The sequence below is a fragment of the Mesorhizobium sp. WSM4809 genome, assembly GCF_055811655.1.
This window is the reverse complement of the sequence record NZ_JBVVQW010000006.1, coordinates 405,191-424,570: the sequence shown is the minus strand read 5'-3', so window position 1 is coordinate 424,570 and position 19,380 is coordinate 405,191. Positions and strand designations below refer to the sequence as shown.

Genomic DNA, 19,380 nt, shown 5'->3' with positions numbered 1-19,380 from the left:
CCTTCGACCGCTCACGGCAACGTGAGCGTGTGTTGAAGGAGAGACAAATGAAAAAGCTCATTCTCGCGTCCGTTTCCGCTCTGGCCTTGCTTGGCGTCGCCGCCTGCAGTGACAGCGGTACGGACAATACCACCACCCAGAGCACCAATCCGCCGGCCGCCGAGGAACCGATGAAGCCGGCTACCCCGGAAGCCACGCCGCCGGCCGCGACGCCTCCGGCAACGGATAATTCGACCACGAAGAGCATCACACCCGAGAAGCCTGCCGAGCCGGCTCCGGCAACACCAGCTCCTGCGCCCGCGCAGTAGTGAGCAAGCAGTACTTCGTGTGATGAATGAGAAAGGCCGGCTCGCGCTGGCCTTTTTCATATTGTCCGAGCGCCGTGGCGTTCGAGTCCGATCGATTTGTCGCGCAAAGCCTGCGGCACTGTCCCGGCTTGATAGGAGCGGGCGGTGGCTCTAAGAAGCAGGCCATGTCCATTTGGGATCGCCTCGGCGAATTCATCACCCGCGTTTCATCCTCAGCCTCGTCGGGTGTCGCCGACGTGGTCGAGGCCGTGCGCACGGTTTTCGCCGGCGATGCGGATTTGCGCCGGCGTGTCGCCTTTTCGGTGGCGATGATCGCGCTGTCGGCCAAGATGGCCAAGGCCGATGGTATCGTCACCCAGGACGAGGTGCGCGCCTTCCAGGAAATATTCGAAGTGCCGCCGAAGGAGACGCGCAATGTGGCGCGTCTGTTCGATCTCGCCCAGCGCGACGTGGCCGGTTTCGAGACCTATGCCGAGCGGATGGCGCAGATGTGCGGTTCCGGGCATTCCAATTGTGTGATGCTGGAAGACATACTCGACGGTCTGTTCCACATCGCCAAGGCCGACGGGCTGGTGCACGAGCGCGAAGGCCATTTCCTGCACCGCATTGCCGAGATTTTCCGCATCGACGAAGCGCATTACGAGACCATCATGGCGCGACATGTCAACCTGGGCGCCGGGGATCCCTATGTCGTGCTTGGCATCGAGCGCGGCAAGCCGTTCGAAGAGGTCAGGAAGCGCTATCGCAAGCTGGTTTCCGACAATCATCCGGACCGGCTGATTGCGCGCGGCCTGCCTCAGGAATTCATCAAGATCGCGACCACCAGGGTGGCGGCGATCAACGTTGCCTACGAGATGATCGAGCGGGGCCTGCGCCACGCATGAGCGGCTTTCTGCCCGACGAGCCACGTGCCGAAGTCAGGGTATCGCCGAATTTCGGCCCGCGGCGCGAGACGCCCCGGCCTGACATGATCGTGCTGCACTACACCGGTATGGCGACCGGCGCCGGGGCCGAGGCCTGGCTTTGCGACCCGGCCAGCGAGGTCTCGTCGCATTATCTCGTCCACGAGAATGGCCATATCGTGCAGATGGTCAGGGAAAGCGACCGCGCCTGGCATGCCGGCAAGAGTTCGTGGTTCGGACGGGCCGACATCAATTCCTGTTCGGTCGGCATCGAGATCGTCAATCCGGGGCATTCGCTGGGCTATCCCGGTTTTCCCCGGCGGCAGATCGATGCGGTGATCGGGCTGTGCCGCGGGATCGCCGGTCGGCATTCGATCGCCGCCGAGCGGGTACTCGCGCATTCCGATGTTGCGCCGGGGCGCAAGATCGATCCCGGCGAGAAGTTTCCGTGGCGGACGCTGTTCGAGGCCGGTGTTGGCCATCTCGTGGCGGCCGCGCCCGTCAGGCGAGGCGCAACTCTGACAACCGGCGATACCGGCGGCGATGTCGAAGCGCTGCAGTCGATGCTGGCCCTCTACGGCTATGGCGTTGAAATATCCGGCATTTTCGACCGGCAGACGGAGGCGGTGGTCGAGGCCTTCCAGCGTCATTTCCGGCCGCGCAAGGTGGACGGCGTTGCCGACGGCTCGACGCTGCGGACGCTGCAAAGGCTGCTTGCTTCCGTGAGGCGCTGACCCCCGGGAGAGCCTCTCTCAAGCAATTCTTTCCCATCCTTAAGTTACAAGCTGTCACTCAAAGTGACTTGCCTGGCCTTGTTTGACACCAATTCGGGCGTCAAACGGCTGACGTGTAGATGTCGGACCCCAAGCCCCCCGGGTTGTTCCGACGTTGGTTAGGCGTTGCTGCGCGAACATCTTCGCGCGGTTCAGACAGAACAGGATCACATGCAGAAATTTACCGTTTTAACGGCAGCTCTTGCTGCCGGTGTAATGACTTTTGCCTTCAGTGCGGCGCATGCAGCATCATTCAGCCCGCGGGCCGATCAAGGGTTTCCCGTGGTATCCGCGAAAAGCGGCAAGGCAGGCCACGACGCCAAGGCAACAAAGCGGGCTTCCGCCAAAGCGGAGACGAAGCGGGCTTCCGCGAAAATGGAAAAAGCAAGCTGGTCCAAGCCGAAGAAGTCCGCCAGAAAGCAGACGAAGCGTGGCCGAAAGACCATCGACATGACGAGAACAGCGTCGATCGGTGTCCAGAACGCGGCGGCATCGACGGCGGCGGTGGCCAGCAGTGGGCAGTATTCCGCTATCGTTGCCCGCTATGCGGCGATCGAAGGCGTGCCGGTGTCGCTCGCCACGGCGGTCATCCAGATCGAAAGCAACTACCGGCCCAACATCGTCGGCGGCGCAGGCGAGATCGGCCTGATGCAGATCAAGCCGGCCACGGCTCGGATGATGGGCTATAGCGGCTCCGCAAAGGGCCTGTTCGATCCCGACACCAACATCAAATACGGCATGAAATACCTTGCCATGGCGCGGAGCCTCGGCGGCGGCACGACCTGCGGCACGATTCTGAAATACAATGCCGGACACGCCGCAACGCGGATGAACCCGGTGTCGGCCGCCTATTGCGGCAAGGTCAAGGTGCAGATGGCTGCGCTTGGATCGCCCGCATAAGTCTGCTTTTTCGTTTGCGTTTTCGGGCGTGAACCCCTTTATACGCTCTGCCAGCTGGCTGGGCGGCCGCACCCGCAAACGCCGAAAGGCCGCGGGTGAGGAAAGTCCGGGCTCCATGGAAACACGGTGCCGGTTAATGGCCGGCGGGGGCGACCCCAGGGAAAGTGCCACAGAAAGCAAACCGCCACGATCCGGCTTGCCGGATTCGGGGCAAGGGTGAAAGGGTGGGGTAAGAGCCCACCGCGCGACTGGCAACAGGAGCGGCACGGCAAACCCCACCGGGAGCAAGACCGAATAGGGGCGGTGCGAGGGGAAACCCTCGAGGGCTGTTTCCGGCTCACCGTCCGGGTAGGTTGCGTGAGGCGCATGGCAACATGCGCCCAAGATGAATGGCCGCCACGTTCTCGCCCCGCAAGGGGCGGGGGCCATACAGAACCCGGCTTACAGGCCAGCTGGCAACTCTCTCCCCCGATATCAAGAGAAGTCTCTTGAATTCAGCAGGTTGCGCCCTCGGGCGCGCCTGTTGATTCAAGCCTGCCCGGCCGTTCATCCGTGCGAGCGAGAGTCGGCCATTGCTTGAAACCGGTGCGATTAAATCGTACCGTGATCGGGAAATGGTATCGGGAGCCTCTCATGGGACAGGTCGACAAACGCAGCATCACGCTGTCGCCGGAACTGGCGCAGGCGGTGGATGATGTCGTCGCCGCCGGCGAATATGCCTCCGCCAGCGAAGTGATCCGCGATGCGCTGCGGCAATGGAAGGATCGGCGCGATCTCTTCGGCTATACGCTCGATGAGTTGCGCAAGCTGGTGCAGGAAGGGATAGACAGCGGGCCGGGACGATTTGCGTCGATGGATGAAATCAAGGCCGAGGCGCGGAGGCGCTTGCGATCTGACGACGCAGCATGAATTCGCTATTCATCGTCCGGAACGCGCGCGCAGAAGACGATTTGATCGCGATCTGGCTTCATGTTGCACGCGATAGCGAGGTCGCAGCGGATAGGTTGCTCGATCGCATCGAGGCACGGTGGCAGCAACTGGAGACCTATCCCTTCTCCGGCGCGCCGCGCGATGACATCGCGCCCGAGATCATTCGTGTACTGCACGGCCATCGCAACATAGAAGCCGACGATCTCGGCCCGTGATCGGTCCGGTCAGCCGCCGATCTTGTCCAGCGACGTCTCGATTGCCTTCCAGAGCTCTTCCACCGGCTCGCAGCCGACCGAGAGGCGAACGAAGCCGGCGGCAACGGCATCGCCTCGCTTCAAGCGCCGCTCGGCGGAAGTGTGGACGCCGCCGAAGGATGTCGCGGCCTGCATCAAGGCGCAATTGTTAATGAAATCCTCGGCCTTGTCCTCCGAGGCGAGTTCGAAAGAGATCAGAAAACCGAAGCGCTCCATCTGGGCACGGGCAAGGTTGTGCGACGGATCGCCTTCCAGTCCGGGATAACGCAGGTCGCTGATTGCCCGGTGGCCCTGCAGCCGCCGCGCGATGACTTCCGCCGAGGAACACATGCGATCGAAGCGCACATCCAGTGTCTCCAGGCCGCGATGCACCAGCCAGGCTTCGAATGGTCCGGGAATGCTGCCGGAAACTTCGCGCCAGCCGGTCACGGCGGCGATGATCTCGGCATTGCGGCTGGCGACATGGCCGAACAGCACATCTGAATGGCCGTTGGGTGCCTTGGTGTCGGCGGCAACGACGATATCGGCGCCATGGTCGAGCGGCCGTTGGCCGAAGGGTGTCATGGTCGTGTTGTCGACGACAAGGATCGCGCCGGCTTTGTGAACAGCATCGGCAACGGCGGCGATATCGCAGATATCCAGCCCCGGATTGGCAGGGGTTTCGACAAAGGCGAGGCGATAGCCATCGAAGCCGCCGTCGAGGAAGGTCGAGGTAGGCCTGACATCGTAGACGATGCCGAGCGGCTTGAGGAAGCGATCGGCCAGCGCTCTTGTCGTGTGGTAGCCGTCCGATGGCAGCAGGATACGGTCGCCAGTCTTGAGCACGGCAAAAAACGCCGCCGAGATTGCCGCCATTCCTGAAGGGAAGGCGACGCAAGGCGCGTCCTCCAGATGGGCCAGCATATGTTCGACCGCGTCCCAGGTCGGGTTGCTGAATCGCCCGTACTGGTTGAAACCGGTGGCGTCGCCGGGCGCATGAAAGATGGCGGCCATGGTCAGTGGCAGGGGAATGGAATCGCCCATGGCAAGCCCGCTGCGACGCAGGTGAGGAAGCGCTGCAGCGCGTGACTTTGCAGTTTCGGACATCGAATTTCCAACCCTGTTTGCGACCGGCGATATGTGGCGAGACGCTATTCCCGGCAGCGGCGCGCGGCAAGGCGCGTCCGGTTGGGCCAGGCGGCTCTAAACGGTTCGTTAGGCTTAATAGACCATAAAGACGAGACGTGTCGGCGAGGCTGCTCTCATTGGTCGCGGCGCGCGTGTTTGTGAAGCCTAATCCCGTTGACGCCCATAGTGCCCCATGATATCCCATCTAGACATCAAAGCCTTCGTTCCGTGTCAGGGTAAAGCGTACGCCAATCGGGCAGCCGCGGCGGCTGCGCGTTTGCCGGTTTTTGCCCGTGCGGATGAGGCTGATGCGGGGCAGGGAGCGCGCTGCGGCGGCGCGTGCGACAAGATGGAGAGGGGTGCGGCGGCGCAAGCGGCTGTAGCGTTTAATGGACCGGTTTCTGTCAAACACGGTGAGCAGGATCGATGCGAAGGGACGGGTGTCCGTTCCCGCGCATTTCCGTGCGGTCGTGCAGAAGCGCGGCTATTCGGAACTCTATGCGCTGCGCTGCCTGGATCTGCCGGCGATGGATGTCGGCGGGCTCGATCTGCTCGACCGCTACGAGGAGCGCATCGCGCTCGAGGATCCTTTCCTGCAGACGGCGGACGATATGTCGTTCTTCTGCCATGGCGACGGAACCTTCTTGAAACTCGACCAGGACGGCCGCATCACGATGAGCGATTTTCTTCGCGAACACACCGGCATTTCGGCGGAAGTGGCCTTTGTCGGGCGCGGCAATTTCTTTCAGATCTGGGAGCCGGGACGGCTTGCCGCCTATGGGGCGCAGGCGCGGGCACGGCTTTTGCAGCTTCGGCAGGGGACGAAGCCTGGGGAGCGACCGGAATGACGGCAGGCCACGGCGATGACCTTCCTCACGCCGTCGATGGGCACGCCGTTGGCGGATCGGCCCGCCACATTCCGGTCCTCCTTGCCGAAGTGCTTGAAGCACTGGCGCCGGCGCAGGGCGACCTCATCATCGACGGCACGTTCGGCGCCGGCGGCTACACCAGGGCCATTCTGGCGACGGGCGCTTCCGTGGTGGCGATCGACCGCGATCCGGATGCCATTGCGGCCGGGCGCGATCTGGAAGTGCAGTCGGGCGGCCGGCTGCGGCTGGTGCAGGCGCCGTTCTCGACGCTGGACGAACATGTCGAGAGCGCCGACGGCGTCGTGCTCGACATTGGCGTGTCCTCGATGCAGCTCGACCAGGCGGAGCGCGGGTTTTCGTTCCGCGCCGACGGGCCGCTCGACATGCGCATGGCGCAGGCTGGTTTGAGTGCCGCCGACGTGGTCAATTCCTTCAAGCCAGGCGACCTTGCCCGTATCTTCGGCTTCCTCGGCGAGGAGCGCCACGCCGGACGCATTGCCCGCATGATCGAGGCTCGCCGCGAAAAGCGCCCGTTCGAGCGCACGCTGGAGCTGGCCGACGCCATCGAGACGCATATCGGCCGGGCGCCGAAGGACAAGATCCATCCGGCGACGCGCGTCTTCCAGGCGCTGCGCATCTTCGTCAATGACGAGCTTGGCGAACTGGCCAAGGCCCTGTTCGCGGCCGAACGCGCGCTGAAGCCGGGCGGACGGCTCGCCGTGGTCACCTTCCATTCGCTGGAAGACCGCATCGTCAAGCGTTTCATCGCCGACCGGGCCGATGTTGCGACCGGCTCGCGGCATTTGCCCGAGGCGCATGCCCGCACCGCGACGTTTCGCAAGGCGGGCGGCGGAGTGACTGCCGGCGACGCCGAGGTGGCGGCCAATCCGCGCGCCCGTTCGGCCAGGCTGCGCGCGGCAATCCGCACGGATGCGTCGGCGCGCAGCAGCGATTTTTCGATTTTCGGCCTTCCAAAGCTTCCCGGCCCAACACTTCCCGGCACAGGCCGGCCGGGGGAGAGGTAGCTAAGTGTTTCGTACCAGCGACATTGTCCTGATCGCCGTCATGGTTGCGGTCGCGGCCCTTACCTACAAGGCCAAGCGCGAGGCCGAGGAACAATTGGCCGCGGTGCAGAAGATCCATGCGCAGATACGCTATGAGGAGGATACGATCGACCTGCTCAAAGCCGACTGGAGCCTGCTTACCCAGCCGTCGCGGCTGCAGAAGCTGGCTGAACTCTACAAGTCGCAGCTCGAACTCGAGCCGGTCAGCGCCCGCCAGATAGGCGGCATCGGCGACCTGCCGGCCAAATCCCTGGACATCCAGGACATCCTGAACGGACGCCAGGGTGGTATGGCCGACAATTCCGACCAAGCGCCTTCGGACAGTAAGGATCCCGTCGTGACCGGAGGCATCGCCCAATGATCGGCAAACTGCTGAAGCGTCGCGCCAGGACGAGTGAAGATGGATCGATCGTCGTCGAGGGCGCCCGCAAGGCGACCGGCGGCAAGGGCAGGACGCGCATCGTCATGACGATGGCGGTGTTCTTCGGTATCTTCTCGACCATATCAGGGCGGCTGGTCTATCTCGGCTTCCAGACCCCCGACATGTCGGGCGGTCCGCAGAGCCGGGTGACGGCATCGCGGCCCGACATCGTCGACCGCAACGGCGAAGTGCTGGCCACGGATATCAAGACGGCGTCGCTGTTTGCAGAACCGCGCCGCATTGTCGACGCCGACGAGGCGATCGAGAAGCTGTCGACGGTGCTTCCGGACATCGACTATGAGCAGACCTACCATAAGCTGAAGAGCGGCGCCGGTTTCGTCTGGCTGCAGCGGCAGCTGACGCCCAAGCAACAGTCCGACATCATGCAGCTCGGCATTCCCGGTTTCGGCTTCCGTACCGAAAAGCGCCGCTTCTATCCGAGCGGCGAGACCTCGTCCTACATTGTCGGCCTCACCAACATCGACAACCAGGGCATCTCCGGAATGGAGAAATATGTCGACGAGCAAGGCTTGAGCGACCTGCAGGCATCGGGCCTTGCCATTGCCAAGGATCTCAAGCCGGTAAAGCTTTCGATCGATCTGCGCGTGCAGCATGTGGTGCGCGACGAGATCGCCGCCGGCCTGGAGCGCTATCGTGCCATGGGCGCCGGCGCCGTCGTGCTCAACGTCAAGACCGGCGAAGTGGTGGCCATGGCCTCGGTGCCGGATTTCGATCCGAACAATCCCTACAATGCACAGGACAAGGACCGGCTGAATCGCATGTCGGCGGGCCTCTACGAGATGGGCTCGACCTTCAAGAGCTTCACCTCAGCCATGGCGCTCGATTCCGGCAAGGCGACGATGGCGAGCCGCTTCGATGCTTCGCATCCAATCCGGGTCGGCCATCAGGCCATTCACGATTTCCACGGCAAGAACCGTGTGCTGTCGTTGCCGGAGGTGTTCCTCTATTCGTCCAACATCGGATCGGCCAGGGAAGCCGAGATGGTCGGCATCGAGGGCCATCGCGAATTCCTGCATCGCCTTGGCCTTCTGGACAGGATGCAGACCGAATTGCCGGAGACTGCCCGTCCGACTGAACCGAAGGTCTGGAAACAGGTGAATTCATTCACCATCGCCTTCGGCCATGGCGTGTCGACGACGCCGCTGCAAGCGGCTGTGGGCTGCGCGGCGTTGATGAATGGCGGCTTCCTGATGAACCCTACCTTTTTGGTGCGTACGCAGGCGGAAGCGATGGCCACCGCCAAGAAAGTGGTGAGCGAAAAGACCGTCGAAGGCATGCGCTACCTCTATTCGCTCAATGCCGAGAAGGGCTCTGCCCGAAACGCCAGAGTCCCCGGCTACCGCGTTGGTGGCAAGACCGGAACGGCCGAGAAGGTCGTCAATGGCCGCTACTCCAAGGACTTGAATTTCAACACTTTCGTCGCCGCCTTCCCGATGGACGATCCGCAGTATCTGGTGTTTACCATTGCCGATGCCCCGCACCCTGAAAAGCCGGGCATGACGGATGTCGCGGCCGCAAATGCGGGGGTTATGGCCGGCAATATCATCAGGCGTTCAGCTGCCATGCTTGGCGTGAAGCCAGATTTCAGCCATGAAAATGGTGCAACGCTGGTTTCCTATCAGTGATTCTTAGGGCGCGCCGGCAACAGCGCGCTATTTTGTTGCGGTGAACGGGACTCGATGAAGCTCAGAGATCTAGCCGGTATCCTGCCCGTCGAGGGAATAGCTTCCGTCGATCTGGAGGTTACAGGGATTTCTTCGGATTCCCGCCAGGTAAAAGCGGGTGTTGTCTTCTTTGCGCTCGCGGGAACCAAGGCCGACGGTGCCGTTTATGCCGCCGACGCCGCCGCGCGCGGTGCGGCCGCGATCGTAGCGGGCAAGGGCAGCACCGTTGCCGGGCTGTCGGTCCCGGTATTGGCAGTCGACGATCCGCGCCTGGCGTTGGCGCTGAGTGCGGCCCGCTATTTCGGCAAGCAGCCTGAGATAATGGTCGCGGTGACCGGCACCAGCGGCAAGACTTCGGTCGCGGCTTTCACCAGGCAGATCTGGGAGCAGTCCGGTTATGCCGCCGCTTCGATCGGCACCACTGGCGTAGTGGCGCCTGGGCGCAACGACTATGGCTCGCTGACGACGCCCGATCCAGTCGCCCTGCATCAATTGCTGCGGGAATTGGCGGATGCCGGCGTCACCCACGCCTCGATGGAAGCCTCCAGCCATGGGCTCGACCAGCGCCGTCTCGACGGCGTGAGGCTGGCGGCCGGCGGCTTCACCAATCTCGGCCGCGACCATATGGACTATCATCCGACCATCGAGGACTATCACCGCGCCAAACTGCGTCTGTTCGACGCGCTGCTGCCGAAAGGCGCACCGGCCGTCATCTTCGCCGACGATCCATGGTCGGCACCGACTTTTCAGGCGGCGCGGGCCGCCGGGCTCGAAGTGCTGACGGTTGGCCGCCATGGCGATTTCCTCAGGCTGAAGCGGGTCGAGCACGAGCGCCACCGCCAGCGGGCCGAGGTCGAGGCCGATGGCGTGCTCTACGAGATCGACCTGCCGCTGGCCGGTGATTTCCAGATTTCGAACGCACTGGTTTCGGCGGGTCTTGCCATTTCCACGGGAACACCTGTCGCCAAGGCCTTGCTAGCGTTGGAGAAATTGAAGGGCGCGCCGGGCCGGCTCGACCTCGTCGGCACCACCGGCAATGGCGCTCCGGTCTATGTCGATTACGCCCACAAGCCCGACGCGCTCGAAAACGTGCTGTCCTCGGTGCGCCCATTCACCACCGGCCGCGTTATCGTGGTGTTCGGCTGCGGCGGCGACCGCGACCGCGGCAAGCGACCGATCATGGGCGAGATTGCGACGCGACTTGCAGATGTCGTCATCGTCACCGACGATAATCCGCGCTCCGAAGTGCCGGAAACGATCCGCGCCGCTATTTTGGCCGCCGCCCCCGGCGCCATCGAGATCGGCGACCGGCGCATGGCGATCCACGAGGCGGTCGCCATGCTGCATGCCGGCGACACGCTGATCGTGGCCGGCAAGGGCCACGAGGAAGGCCAGACGATCGGCTCCGAAACCTTGCATTTCTCCGATCACGAGGAAGTTCGCGCGGCACTTACGGAGCGTGCCGCATGAGCTTGCTGTGGTCCTGCGAGGCGCTGGTTGCCGCCATGGACGGGCGGCCGTTGGGGCCGATGCCGGAAGGCATTTCCGGCATTTCGATCGACAGCCGCAGCCTGCAGCCGGGCGACGCCTTCTTCGCCATCAAGGGCGAGGCGATGGACGGCCATGATTTCGCCACCGCGGCCATCAAGGCCGGCGCCGGCGTGCTGGTGGTGGCCGAAGGCAAGCTGCCGTCGCTCGGGCGGCTGACAGCGCCGATCATCGTCGTCGAGGACGTGCTGGTCGCACTGGAAAAGCTTGGAGTTGCGTCGCGCGCCCGCTCGAGCGCGAAAATCATCGCTGTGACCGGTTCGGCCGGCAAGACCACGACCAAGGAAGCGCTGCGCCATGTGCTGCAAGCCGTCGGCAAGGTGCACGCCTCGGCGCAGTCCTTCAACAATCACTGGGGCGTGCCGCTGACCTTGGCGCGCATGCCTGATGATTGCGACTATGCCGTATTCGAGATCGGCATGAACCATCCCGACGAAATCCGGCCGCTGGTAAAAATGGTGAGGCCGCATGTCGCCATCGTCACCATGATCGCGGCGGCGCATCTCGGCTTTTTCCGCAATCTCGACGAGATTGCCAAGGCCAAGGCCGAGATTTTCGAAGGGCTGGAGCCCGAGGGGGCCGCCATCCTCAACCGCGATGATGCGCGCTTCAAGCTGCTCGACAAGATGGCCCATGCCGCCGGTGTCGAGCACGTCTACGGCTTCGGCGAGAATGCGCGCTCTACCTTCAAGCTCACCAAATGCGAACTGCATGCGGATCATTCCGATATCATCGCCAGGATCGGCGGCCACGAAGTGGCGGCGCGGATCGGCGCGCCCGGCCGCCATATGGTGCAGAACGTGCTGGCGGTGCTGGGTGCGGCGCATCTGGTCGGCGCCGATCTCGACAAGGTGGCTTCAGCACTGGCCGATCTTTCGGCCGAACGCGGGCGCGGCAAGCGCCATGTGCTGCGCCATCCCGGCGGCTCGACTTCGAGCTACCTAGGTGGACTGATCACGCTGATCGACGAAAGCTACAACGCCAATCCGGCATCGATGGCTGCTGCCATGGCATTGCTCAACGCGACGCCTGTGACGGGCGAGGGCCGCCGCATCGCCGTGCTCGGCGACATGCTCGAACTTGGCGACCACTCGGCCAAGCTGCATGCAGCCCTTGCCGATCTCATCGTCAGCTCGGGCACGCAGACCGTCTTTCTCGGCGGCCCGGAAATGCGGGTGCTGGCAGAAGCGCTGCCGGCTGAGATCAAGACGGAATACCGCGCCGGTGTCGAGGAGTTGAAGCCGGTGCTGCTTGCCGCGCTCAAGCCGGGCGACGTGGTGATGATCAAATCGTCGAAGGGCATCGGCTTTGCAAAACTGGTCGATGCGCTGCTGGGCAAATTCCCGGCTGAATCGACAGCCAGAAAACAGACCTAGGTCGGGGGACGAAAAGCGCATGTTTACACTGCTCGTCGATTTTGCGGACAAGGTCTCGGTCTTCAATGTCTTCCGCTACATCACCTTCCGCACCGGCGGGGCGCTGATCACGTCGGCGCTGATCGTCTTCATCTTCGGGCCGACCATCATCAATTCGCTGCGGCTGCGGCAAGGCAAGGGCCAGCCGATCCGCGCCGACGGACCGCAGACGCATTTCAAGAAGGCCGGCACGCCGACCATGGGCGGACTGATGATCCTGTCGGGCATTATCGGCTCGTCGCTTTTGTGGGCCAACCTGTCGAGCATCTATGTCTGGGTGGTGCTGCTGGTGACGCTGGGCTTCGGCTCGATCGGCTTCTACGACGACTATCTGAAGGTGACCAAGCAGTCGCATCTCGGCTTTTCCGGCAAGGCAAGGCTGGCGCTTGAATTCGTCATCGCCGGCATCGCCGCCTGGGTGATCATGCACAATGGCCAGGCGCCGTTCTCTTCGTCGCTGACGTTTCCCTTCGCCAAGGAATTCATCGTCAATCTCGGCTGGTTCTTCATTCCGTTCTCCTGCTTCGTCATCGTCGGAGCAGGCAATGCTGTGAACCTCACCGACGGTCTGGACGGGCTGGCGATCGTGCCGATCATGATCGCGGCGGCCTCCTTCGGCGTCATCGCCTATCTCTCGGGCAATGCGGTATTCGCTGAATATCTACAGATCCATTTCGTGCCCGGCACCGGTGAACTGGCGGTCGTGCTCGGCGCTGTCATCGGCGCCGGCCTCGGCTTCCTCTGGTTCAACGCGCCGCCTGCGGCGATCTTCATGGGCGATACCGGCTCGCTGGCCATGGGTGGCCTGATCGGCACCGTCGCGGTCGCCACCAAGCACGAGATCGTGCTGGTCATCGTCGGCGGATTGTTCGTCGTGGAAATCCTGTCGGTCATCATCCAGGTCGGCTACTTCAAGATGACCGGCAAGCGGGTGTTCCTGATGGCGCCGATCCACCATCATTTCGAAAAGCTCGGCTGGACCGAAAGCCAGGTGGTGATCCGCTTCTGGATCATCGCCGTCATCCTGGCGCTGGTCGGCCTGTCGACCCTCAAGCTGAGATAGGAAGCCCTTTGATCCCCGCCGCATCCTTTTCAGGCAAGCGCGTTTCCCTCTTCGGGCTCGGTGGCTCGGGGATTGCGACGGCGCGCGCGCTGATCGAGGGCGGCGCGGACGTGCTGGCCTGGGACGACAATCCCGAAAGCGTTGCCAAGGCCGCTATTGCCGGTATTGCGACCGCTGATTTGCGCGGCGCCGACTGGGCGAAATTCTCGGCTTTCGTGCTGTCGCCGGGCGTCCCGCTGACGCATCCCAAGCCGCATTGGACGGTGGAGCTGGCGCGCGGTTCAGGCGTCGAGATCATCGGCGACATCGAGCTTTTCTGCCGCGAGCGGACGCTGAGCGCGCCAAATTCGCCTTTCATCGCCATCACCGGCACCAACGGCAAGTCGACGACCACCGCGCTGACCGCGCATATCCTGAAGGCCGCGGGACGCGATACCCAGATGGGCGGCAATATCGGCCGCGCGGTGATGACGCTCGATCCGCCCGAGCCCGATCGGCACTATGTGGTCGAATGCTCGTCTTACCAGATCGACCTCGCGCCCTCGATCAATCCGACGGCGGGCATCCTGCTTAACCTGACGCCCGATCATCTCGACCGCCACGGCACCATGCAGCACTACGCCGCGATCAAGGAGCGGCTGGTGGCCGGCAGCGAGACGGCGATCGTCGGCATCGACGATTCCTGGTGCGCGCAGATCGCCGAGCGGCTGGAGCGGGCGGGGCGGCATGTCACCCGCATTTCCAAGCGCCTGCCACTGACGGACGGCTATTTCGCCGATGGCACCAATCTGATGGAAGCGGTGCACGGCCGTTACAGCCGCGTCGCCTTCCTCGAAGGCATCGGCTCGCTGCGCGGCCAGCACAATGCCCAGAACGCGCTGGCGGCGGTCGCCGCTTGCCTCAAGGTCGGACTGGAGCTTGGCGAAATCCAGTCGGGGCTGGAAAGCTTTCCCGGCCTCGCTCACCGCATGGAGCAGGTCGGCCGCAAGGACCATGTGCTGTTCATCAACGATTCCAAGGCGACCAATGCCGATGCGGCAGCACCCGCGCTATCCAGCTTTACGCGCATCTACTGGATCGCCGGCGGCCTGCCCAAGGAAGGCGGCATCGAGCCGTTGCGCGGCTTCTTTCCGCGCATCGCCAAGGCCTATCTGATTGGCGAGGCGGCGCCGGCCTTTTCGGCGACGCTGGGCGAGGCAGTTCCCTACGAGATCTCAGGCACGCTGGCCGCCGCGGTCGAGCACGCCGCGCATGATGCCGCTAAGGACGACAGCGGCGAGGCGGTGGTGCTGCTGTCGCCGGCCTGCGCCAGTTTCGACCAGTTCAAGAATTTCGAAGTCCGCGGCGAAGCCTTCAGGCAAGCTGCGGATGCTATCGAGGGTGTGAAACCCATCGGAGGGGCACGATAATGCAAAGCCGTCTCGACAAAAGCCCGGTGGCAACCTGGTGGTGGACGATCGATCGCTGGTTCCTCGCGGCGTTCCTGTCGCTGATGGGGCTCGGCATCGTCTTGTCCTTCGCCGCCAGTCCGGCGGTGGCCGAACGCATCGGCCTCGACAGTTTCCACTTTGCCACCAGGCAGATCATCTTCACCGTGCCGGCGCTCGGTGTGATGCTGGCAGTTTCCTTCCTCGATTCCAGGCAGATCCGGCGCATGGCGCTGGTCATCCTGTGTCTGATGCTGGTGCTGATGGTGGCGGTGCTCTACATCGGCGTCGAGGTGAAGGGTGCGCGCCGCTGGGTGTCGCTTGCCGGCCTGTCGATCCAGCCGTCGGAATTCCTGAAGCCGGCCTTCGTCATCATGTGCGCGTGGCTTTTCGCCGAGCACAAGCGCCAGCCCGATATTCCGGGCAATCTGTTCGCCATGCTGCTGCTGGTGCTGGTCGTGTCGCTGCTGGTGGCACAACCGGACCTCGGCCAGACCATGCTGACGACCGGCACCTGGGGCATCATGTTCTTCATGGCCGGGCTGCCCTGGCTGTGGATCGTCGCGCTGGGTGCGGCCGGCGTCGGCGGCGTCTTTGCCGCCTATACGGTGTTCCCGCACGTTGCCCTGCGTATCGACAAGTTCCTCACCGGCGAGGGCGACACGTTCCAGGTCGACATGGGGCGCGAAGCGCTGATCAATGGCGGCTGGTTCGGAGTCGGACCGGGCGAGGGCACCGTCAAGCGCGTCATCCCCGACAGCCATGCCGACTTCGTCTTCTCGGTTGCCGGCGAAGAGTTCGGGCTGATCATGTGCTTCTTCATCATGTCGATCTTCGCCTTCATCGTTCTGCGCGGCCTCAACACGGCGCTGAAGGAGCATGACGATTTCACCCGCTATGCGGTCGGCGGTCTCGTCACCGTGTTCGGCCTGCAGGCGGTCATCAACATGTGCGTCAACCTCCAGCTCGTGCCGGCCAAGGGCATGACGCTGCCGTTCATCTCCTATGGCGGCTCCTCGCAGATCGCCATCGCCATCTCGATGGGCATGGTGCTGGCGCTGACACGCAAGCGGCCGGAAAAGCGCAAGCAGGTGGGCTTTGGCCTGTCGCAACGCGCCATGCCGGCGGAGTGATATGGCCAGAGGCGTCATCCTTCTCGCGGCAGGCGGCACCGGTGGGCATCTTTTCCCGGCCGAGGCGCTGGCGCATGAGTTGAACGAGCGCGGCTGGTCGGTGCATCTGGCAACCGACGACCGTGCGGAGCGTTTCGCCGGCCATTTTCCGGCCGCCGCCGTCCACCCGATCCAGTCGGCGACGATGGGCTCGAAAAACCCTTTTGCCCTGCTTGGTGCCTTCTGGAAAATCTGGCGCGGCGTGCGCCAGGCTTCCGCCGTCATCGGCAGGATCAAGCCGGATGCCGTCGTCGGCTTCGGCGGCTATCCAACCTTGCCGCCGCTCTACGCGGCGACACGGCGCAAGGTGCCGACGCTGATCCATGAGCAGAACGCGGTGATGGGGCGCGCCAACCGGGCGCTGGCCGGCCGTGTCGATGCCATCGCCGGCGGCTTCCTGCCGCAGGACACCAGTGCTGCCGGTGTGAAGACGGTGACGACAGGCAATCCGGTCAGGCCGGCCGTGCTGGAAGCGGCCAGGATGAATTATGCGGCATCGACCGGGGAACAGCCGTTCCGCCTGCTGGTGTTCGGCGGCAGCCAGGGCGCCCAGTTCTTTTCCGATGCCGTGCCGGGAGCCATCGCGCTGCTTTCCGACGCACAGCGCAAGCGGCTGGTGATCACCCAACAAGCGCGCGCGGATGACGTGGCGCGGGTCAAGGCAGCCTATGCCGCGCTTGGCGGCGCCGTCGAGGTCTCGCCCTTCTTCACCGACATGGCGCAGCGCATGGCGGCTGCGCACCTGGTGATCTCGCGCTCCGGCGCCTCGACCGTCTCGGAGATCGCCGTCATCGGCCGGCCGGCGCTGCTGGTGCCTTACCCCTATGCGCTCGACCACGATCAGGCGGCGAACGCGGCGGCCCTTGCCGCTGCCGGCGGCGGCGAAGTGCATCCGCAATCCTCGCTCTCGTCCGAACGCATCGCAGCGCTCATCGGCGAGCTGATGGAAGACCCCGATCGGCTGACGGCGATGGCGGCGGGTGCGAAATCGGCCGGGAGGCCGGACGCGGCACGGTTGCTCGCTGATCTTACAGAGGCTATTGCGTCCAAAAAAACCGTTTCGGATTTCAGGAAGAGGACGCAAGCATGAAGATGCCGCAGACCATCGGCCTTGTGCATTTCATCGGCATTGGCGGCATCGGCATGAGCGGCATTGCCGAAGTGCTGCACAATCTCGGCTACAAGGTGCAAGGGTCCGACCAGGCCGAAAGCGCCAATGTGCAGCGGCTGCGCGACAAGGGCATCGAATGCTTCGTCGGCCATAGGGCCGAAAATCTCGGTGATGCCGAGGTGGTGGTCGTCTCGACGGCGATCAAGAAATCCAATCCAGAGCTAAAGGCCGCGCGCGAAAAGCTGCTGCCGATCGTGCGCCGGGCCGAAATGCTGGCCGAACTGATGCGCTTTCGCCAGGCGGTGGCGATCGGCGGCACGCATGGCAAGACGACGACGACCTCGATGGTGGCGACCTTGCTCGATGCCGGCGGGCTCGATCCGACCGTCATCAATGGCGGCATCATCAATGCCTATGGCACCAATGCGCGCATGGGCGACGGCGAATGGATGGTGGTCGAGGCCGACGAGAGCGACGGCACTTTCCTGAAACTACCGGCGGAGATCGCGGTCGTCACCAACATCGATCCCGAGCATCTCGATCACTATGGCAGCTTCGACAAGGTGCGCGAGGCGTTCCGCCAGTTCGTCGAGAACGTGCCGTTCTACGGTTTTGGCGTGATGTGCACCGACCACCCCGAGGTGCAGGCACTGGTCAGCCGCATCGAGGACCGCCGGGTCATCACCTATGGCGAGAATGCGCAGGCCGACGTGCGCTTTACCAATCACCGCATGGCAGGTGCCATTTCGGAATTCGACGTGGTGATCCGCGACCGCAAGACAGGCGGTCAGACTGTCATAGCAGGCCTGCGCCTGCCGATGCCCGGCCGCCACAACGTCTCCAACGCGACGGCAGCGATCGCGGTCGCGCATGAGCTCGGCCTGTCGGCCGAGGCGATCAAGAAGGGCCTGTCGTCCTTCGCCGGCGTCAAGCGCCGCTTCACCCATACCGGTTCGTGGGACGGCGTCGAAATATTCGACGATTACGGCCACCATCCGGTCGAGATCTCGGCGGTGCTGAAGGCGGCGCGCAGCGCCACCCAAGGTCGCGTCATCGCCATTGCCCAGCCGCATCGCTTCACCCGGCTGCATGATCTGTTCAACGAGTTTTCCACCTGCTTCAACGACGCCGACACAGTGATGGTGGCGCCGGTCTACGCGGCCGGCGAAGAGCCGATCGACGGCGTCAGCTCGGACGCGCTGGTGTCGCGCATCCGCGCCGGCGGCCATCGCGACGCACGCTACATCGAGGGTCCGGCGGCGATCGCGCCCGTCATCCGTGATCTGGCAAAGCCGGGTGACTTCGTCGTCTTCCTGGGCGCCGGCAACATCACCCAATGGGCCTATGCATTGCCCAAGGAGCTTGGCGGGACCGTCTCATGATGCACGGCCAGGCCCTGATCGACAGACTGGGCGACCGGCTTGCCGGCCTGCGCGGCCGCCTGACGCCGAACGCCGAGATGGACAAGATCACCTGGTTCCGTGCAGGGGGTCTGGCTGAGGTGCTGTTCCAGCCGGCCGACGAGGAAGATCTTGCGGTGTTCCTGAAAGCCGTTCCCGAAGAGATACCACTGACCGTCGTCGGCGTCGGCTCGAACCTTCTGGTCCGCGATGGCGGCATCGAGGGCTTTGTCATCCGCCTTTCAGCCAAGGGCTTCGGCGAGGCCGAGGTGATTTCGCCGATCAGGATCAAGGCGGGAGCCGCGACCCCCGACAAGCGCGTCGCAGCGGTGGCGCTCGAGGCCGGCATTGGCGGCTTTCATTTCTACCACGGCATTCCGGGTGCAATCGGCGGTGCGCTGCGGATGAACGCAGGCGCCAACGGCGTCGAGACGCGCGAGCGGGTCGTCGAAGTGCGAGCGCTCGACCGCAAGGGCAATGTGCAGACGCTGAGCAATGCCGATATGGGTTACGCCTATCGCCATTCGGCGGCGCCTGCCGGGCTGATCTTCACCTCGGCCGTGTTCGAGGGCTTTGCCGAGGACAGAGCGGCGATCAAGGCGGCGATGGAGGCCGTGCAGAACCATCGCGAGACCGTGCAGCCGATCCGCGAGAAGACCGGCGGCTCGACCTTCAAGAATCCGGAAGGCACGTCGGCCTGGAAGGAGATCGACAGAGCGGGCTGCCGCGGCCTGATGATCGGCGGCGCCCAGATGTCGCCGATGCATTGCAACTTCATGATCAACACGGGAACCGCGACCGGCTACGACCTAGAATATCTCGGCGAGACGGTGCGCACGCGGGTGCTGGAGAATTCCGGTATCCGGCTGCAATGGGAAATCAAGCGCATCGGCAATTTCCGGCCGGGACATGCGGTTCAGGAGTTTTTGGGACAGCTTCTTTAAAGCGCAGCGTGGCGCGTGTTGAAGTTCATGTGATGCATGAACTTTAACACGGCCGACACGGTCCGCGACCGTTGCCGCAAAGACTCA

The 19,380-nt window shown here is 63.8% G+C and carries 19 protein-coding genes and 1 other RNA gene; 19 read left to right on the top strand and 1 reads right to left on the bottom strand.

Annotated elements, in window-relative coordinates; translation table 11 throughout:
- Positions 1-47 precede the first annotated feature (47 nt).
- From AC0L24_RS18630 to AC0L24_RS18600, 7 genes are all read left to right on the top strand, one after another.
- Positions 48-308 carry a hypothetical protein gene (locus AC0L24_RS18630; RefSeq protein ID WP_081734943.1) on the top strand — a complete coding sequence of 87 codons (261 nt, stop codon included), beginning with the start codon at positions 48-50 and terminating at the stop codon, positions 306-308.
- 164 nt (positions 309-472) lie between these two features.
- A complete protein-coding gene (locus AC0L24_RS18625; protein ID WP_127268668.1) occupies positions 473-1,192 on the top strand; it encodes a J domain-containing protein in 720 nt (239 codons plus the stop codon).
- Entirely contained in the window at positions 1,189-1,944 is a 756-nt protein-coding gene (locus AC0L24_RS18620; protein ID WP_473564040.1) for an N-acetylmuramoyl-L-alanine amidase, read from the top strand. Before AC0L24_RS18625 ends, AC0L24_RS18620 begins: the two co-directional genes overlap by 4 nt.
- A gap of 210 nt (positions 1,945-2,154) precedes the next feature.
- Entirely contained in the window at positions 2,155-2,883 is a 729-nt protein-coding gene (locus AC0L24_RS18615) for a lytic transglycosylase domain-containing protein (protein WP_127809985.1), read from the top strand.
- A gap of 50 nt (positions 2,884-2,933) precedes the next feature.
- Positions 2,934-3,343: RNase P RNA component class A (gene rnpB / locus AC0L24_RS18610), an RNA gene on the top strand.
- Between the two features lie 173 nt (positions 3,344-3,516).
- A complete protein-coding gene (locus tag AC0L24_RS18605) occupies positions 3,517-3,792 on the top strand; it encodes a type II toxin-antitoxin system ParD family antitoxin (RefSeq protein ID WP_027034949.1) in 276 nt (91 codons plus the stop codon).
- Positions 3,789-4,028, top strand: a complete 240-nt coding sequence (locus tag AC0L24_RS18600) for a type II toxin-antitoxin system RelE/ParE family toxin (RefSeq protein ID WP_292636041.1) — start codon at positions 3,789-3,791, stop codon at positions 4,026-4,028. Before AC0L24_RS18605 ends, AC0L24_RS18600 begins: the two co-directional genes overlap by 4 nt.
- Before the next feature lie 9 nt (positions 4,029-4,037).
- Here AC0L24_RS18600 and AC0L24_RS18595 read toward each other — a convergent pair whose 3' ends face one another.
- Positions 4,038-5,153 (bottom strand): cystathionine gamma-lyase, encoded by a 1,116-nt coding sequence (locus tag AC0L24_RS18595; RefSeq protein ID WP_292696467.1) that lies wholly within the window; start codon positions 5,151-5,153, stop codon positions 4,038-4,040.
- A gap of 410 nt (positions 5,154-5,563) precedes the next feature.
- Between AC0L24_RS18595 and mraZ the strand changes: the two genes are divergently transcribed.
- Genes mraZ through murB form a run of 12 tightly spaced genes read left to right on the top strand, consistent with a single transcriptional unit; the run spans position 5,564 to position 19,293 of the window.
- Positions 5,564-6,022 carry a division/cell wall cluster transcriptional repressor MraZ gene (mraZ, locus tag AC0L24_RS18590; protein WP_127381423.1) on the top strand — a complete coding sequence of 153 codons (459 nt, stop codon included), beginning with the start codon at positions 5,564-5,566 and terminating at the stop codon, positions 6,020-6,022.
- Positions 6,019-7,068 carry a 16S rRNA (cytosine(1402)-N(4))-methyltransferase RsmH gene (rsmH, locus tag AC0L24_RS18585; protein ID WP_127395967.1) on the top strand — a complete coding sequence of 350 codons (1,050 nt, stop codon included), beginning with the start codon at positions 6,019-6,021 and terminating at the stop codon, positions 7,066-7,068. The genes mraZ and rsmH overlap by 4 nt, the downstream gene beginning before the upstream one ends.
- 4 nt (positions 7,069-7,072) lie before the next feature.
- Positions 7,073-7,468 (top strand): cell division protein FtsL, encoded by a 396-nt coding sequence (gene ftsL, locus AC0L24_RS18580; RefSeq protein ID WP_128364617.1) that lies wholly within the window; start codon positions 7,073-7,075, stop codon positions 7,466-7,468.
- Positions 7,465-9,174, top strand: a complete 1,710-nt coding sequence (locus tag AC0L24_RS18575; protein WP_027034944.1) for a peptidoglycan D,D-transpeptidase FtsI family protein — start codon at positions 7,465-7,467, stop codon at positions 9,172-9,174. The genes ftsL and AC0L24_RS18575 overlap by 4 nt, the downstream gene beginning before the upstream one ends.
- Before the next feature lie 54 nt (positions 9,175-9,228).
- Positions 9,229-10,683 carry a UDP-N-acetylmuramoyl-L-alanyl-D-glutamate--2,6-diaminopimelate ligase gene (locus AC0L24_RS18570; protein WP_473564039.1) on the top strand — a complete coding sequence of 485 codons (1,455 nt, stop codon included), beginning with the start codon at positions 9,229-9,231 and terminating at the stop codon, positions 10,681-10,683.
- Positions 10,680-12,137 carry a UDP-N-acetylmuramoylalanyl-D-glutamyl-2,6-diaminopimelate--D-alanyl-D-alanine ligase gene (locus AC0L24_RS18565; RefSeq protein ID WP_473564038.1) on the top strand — a complete coding sequence of 486 codons (1,458 nt, stop codon included), beginning with the start codon at positions 10,680-10,682 and terminating at the stop codon, positions 12,135-12,137. The genes AC0L24_RS18570 and AC0L24_RS18565 overlap by 4 nt, the downstream gene beginning before the upstream one ends.
- A gap of 19 nt (positions 12,138-12,156) precedes the next feature.
- Complete coding sequence (gene mraY, locus AC0L24_RS18560) at positions 12,157-13,239, top strand: phospho-N-acetylmuramoyl-pentapeptide-transferase (protein ID WP_013530954.1); 1,083 nt, start codon at positions 12,157-12,159, stop codon at positions 13,237-13,239.
- A gap of 8 nt (positions 13,240-13,247) precedes the next feature.
- A complete protein-coding gene (gene murD, locus AC0L24_RS18555; RefSeq protein ID WP_127397483.1) occupies positions 13,248-14,648 on the top strand; it encodes a UDP-N-acetylmuramoyl-L-alanine--D-glutamate ligase in 1,401 nt (466 codons plus the stop codon).
- Positions 14,648-15,799 (top strand): putative lipid II flippase FtsW, encoded by a 1,152-nt coding sequence (gene ftsW, locus AC0L24_RS18550; protein ID WP_128288466.1) that lies wholly within the window; start codon positions 14,648-14,650, stop codon positions 15,797-15,799. The genes murD and ftsW overlap by 1 nt, the downstream gene beginning before the upstream one ends.
- A 1-nt stretch (position 15,800) precedes the next feature.
- Positions 15,801-16,928 (top strand): undecaprenyldiphospho-muramoylpentapeptide beta-N-acetylglucosaminyltransferase, encoded by a 1,128-nt coding sequence (gene murG, locus AC0L24_RS18545; RefSeq protein WP_473564037.1) that lies wholly within the window; start codon positions 15,801-15,803, stop codon positions 16,926-16,928.
- Positions 16,925-18,331 carry a UDP-N-acetylmuramate--L-alanine ligase gene (gene murC / locus AC0L24_RS18540; protein ID WP_023813140.1) on the top strand — a complete coding sequence of 469 codons (1,407 nt, stop codon included), beginning with the start codon at positions 16,925-16,927 and terminating at the stop codon, positions 18,329-18,331. Before murG ends, murC begins: the two co-directional genes overlap by 4 nt.
- Complete coding sequence (murB, locus tag AC0L24_RS18535) at positions 18,328-19,293, top strand: UDP-N-acetylmuramate dehydrogenase (protein ID WP_127322152.1); 966 nt, start codon at positions 18,328-18,330, stop codon at positions 19,291-19,293. The genes murC and murB overlap by 4 nt, the downstream gene beginning before the upstream one ends.
- Positions 19,294-19,380: the final 87 nt, after the last annotated feature.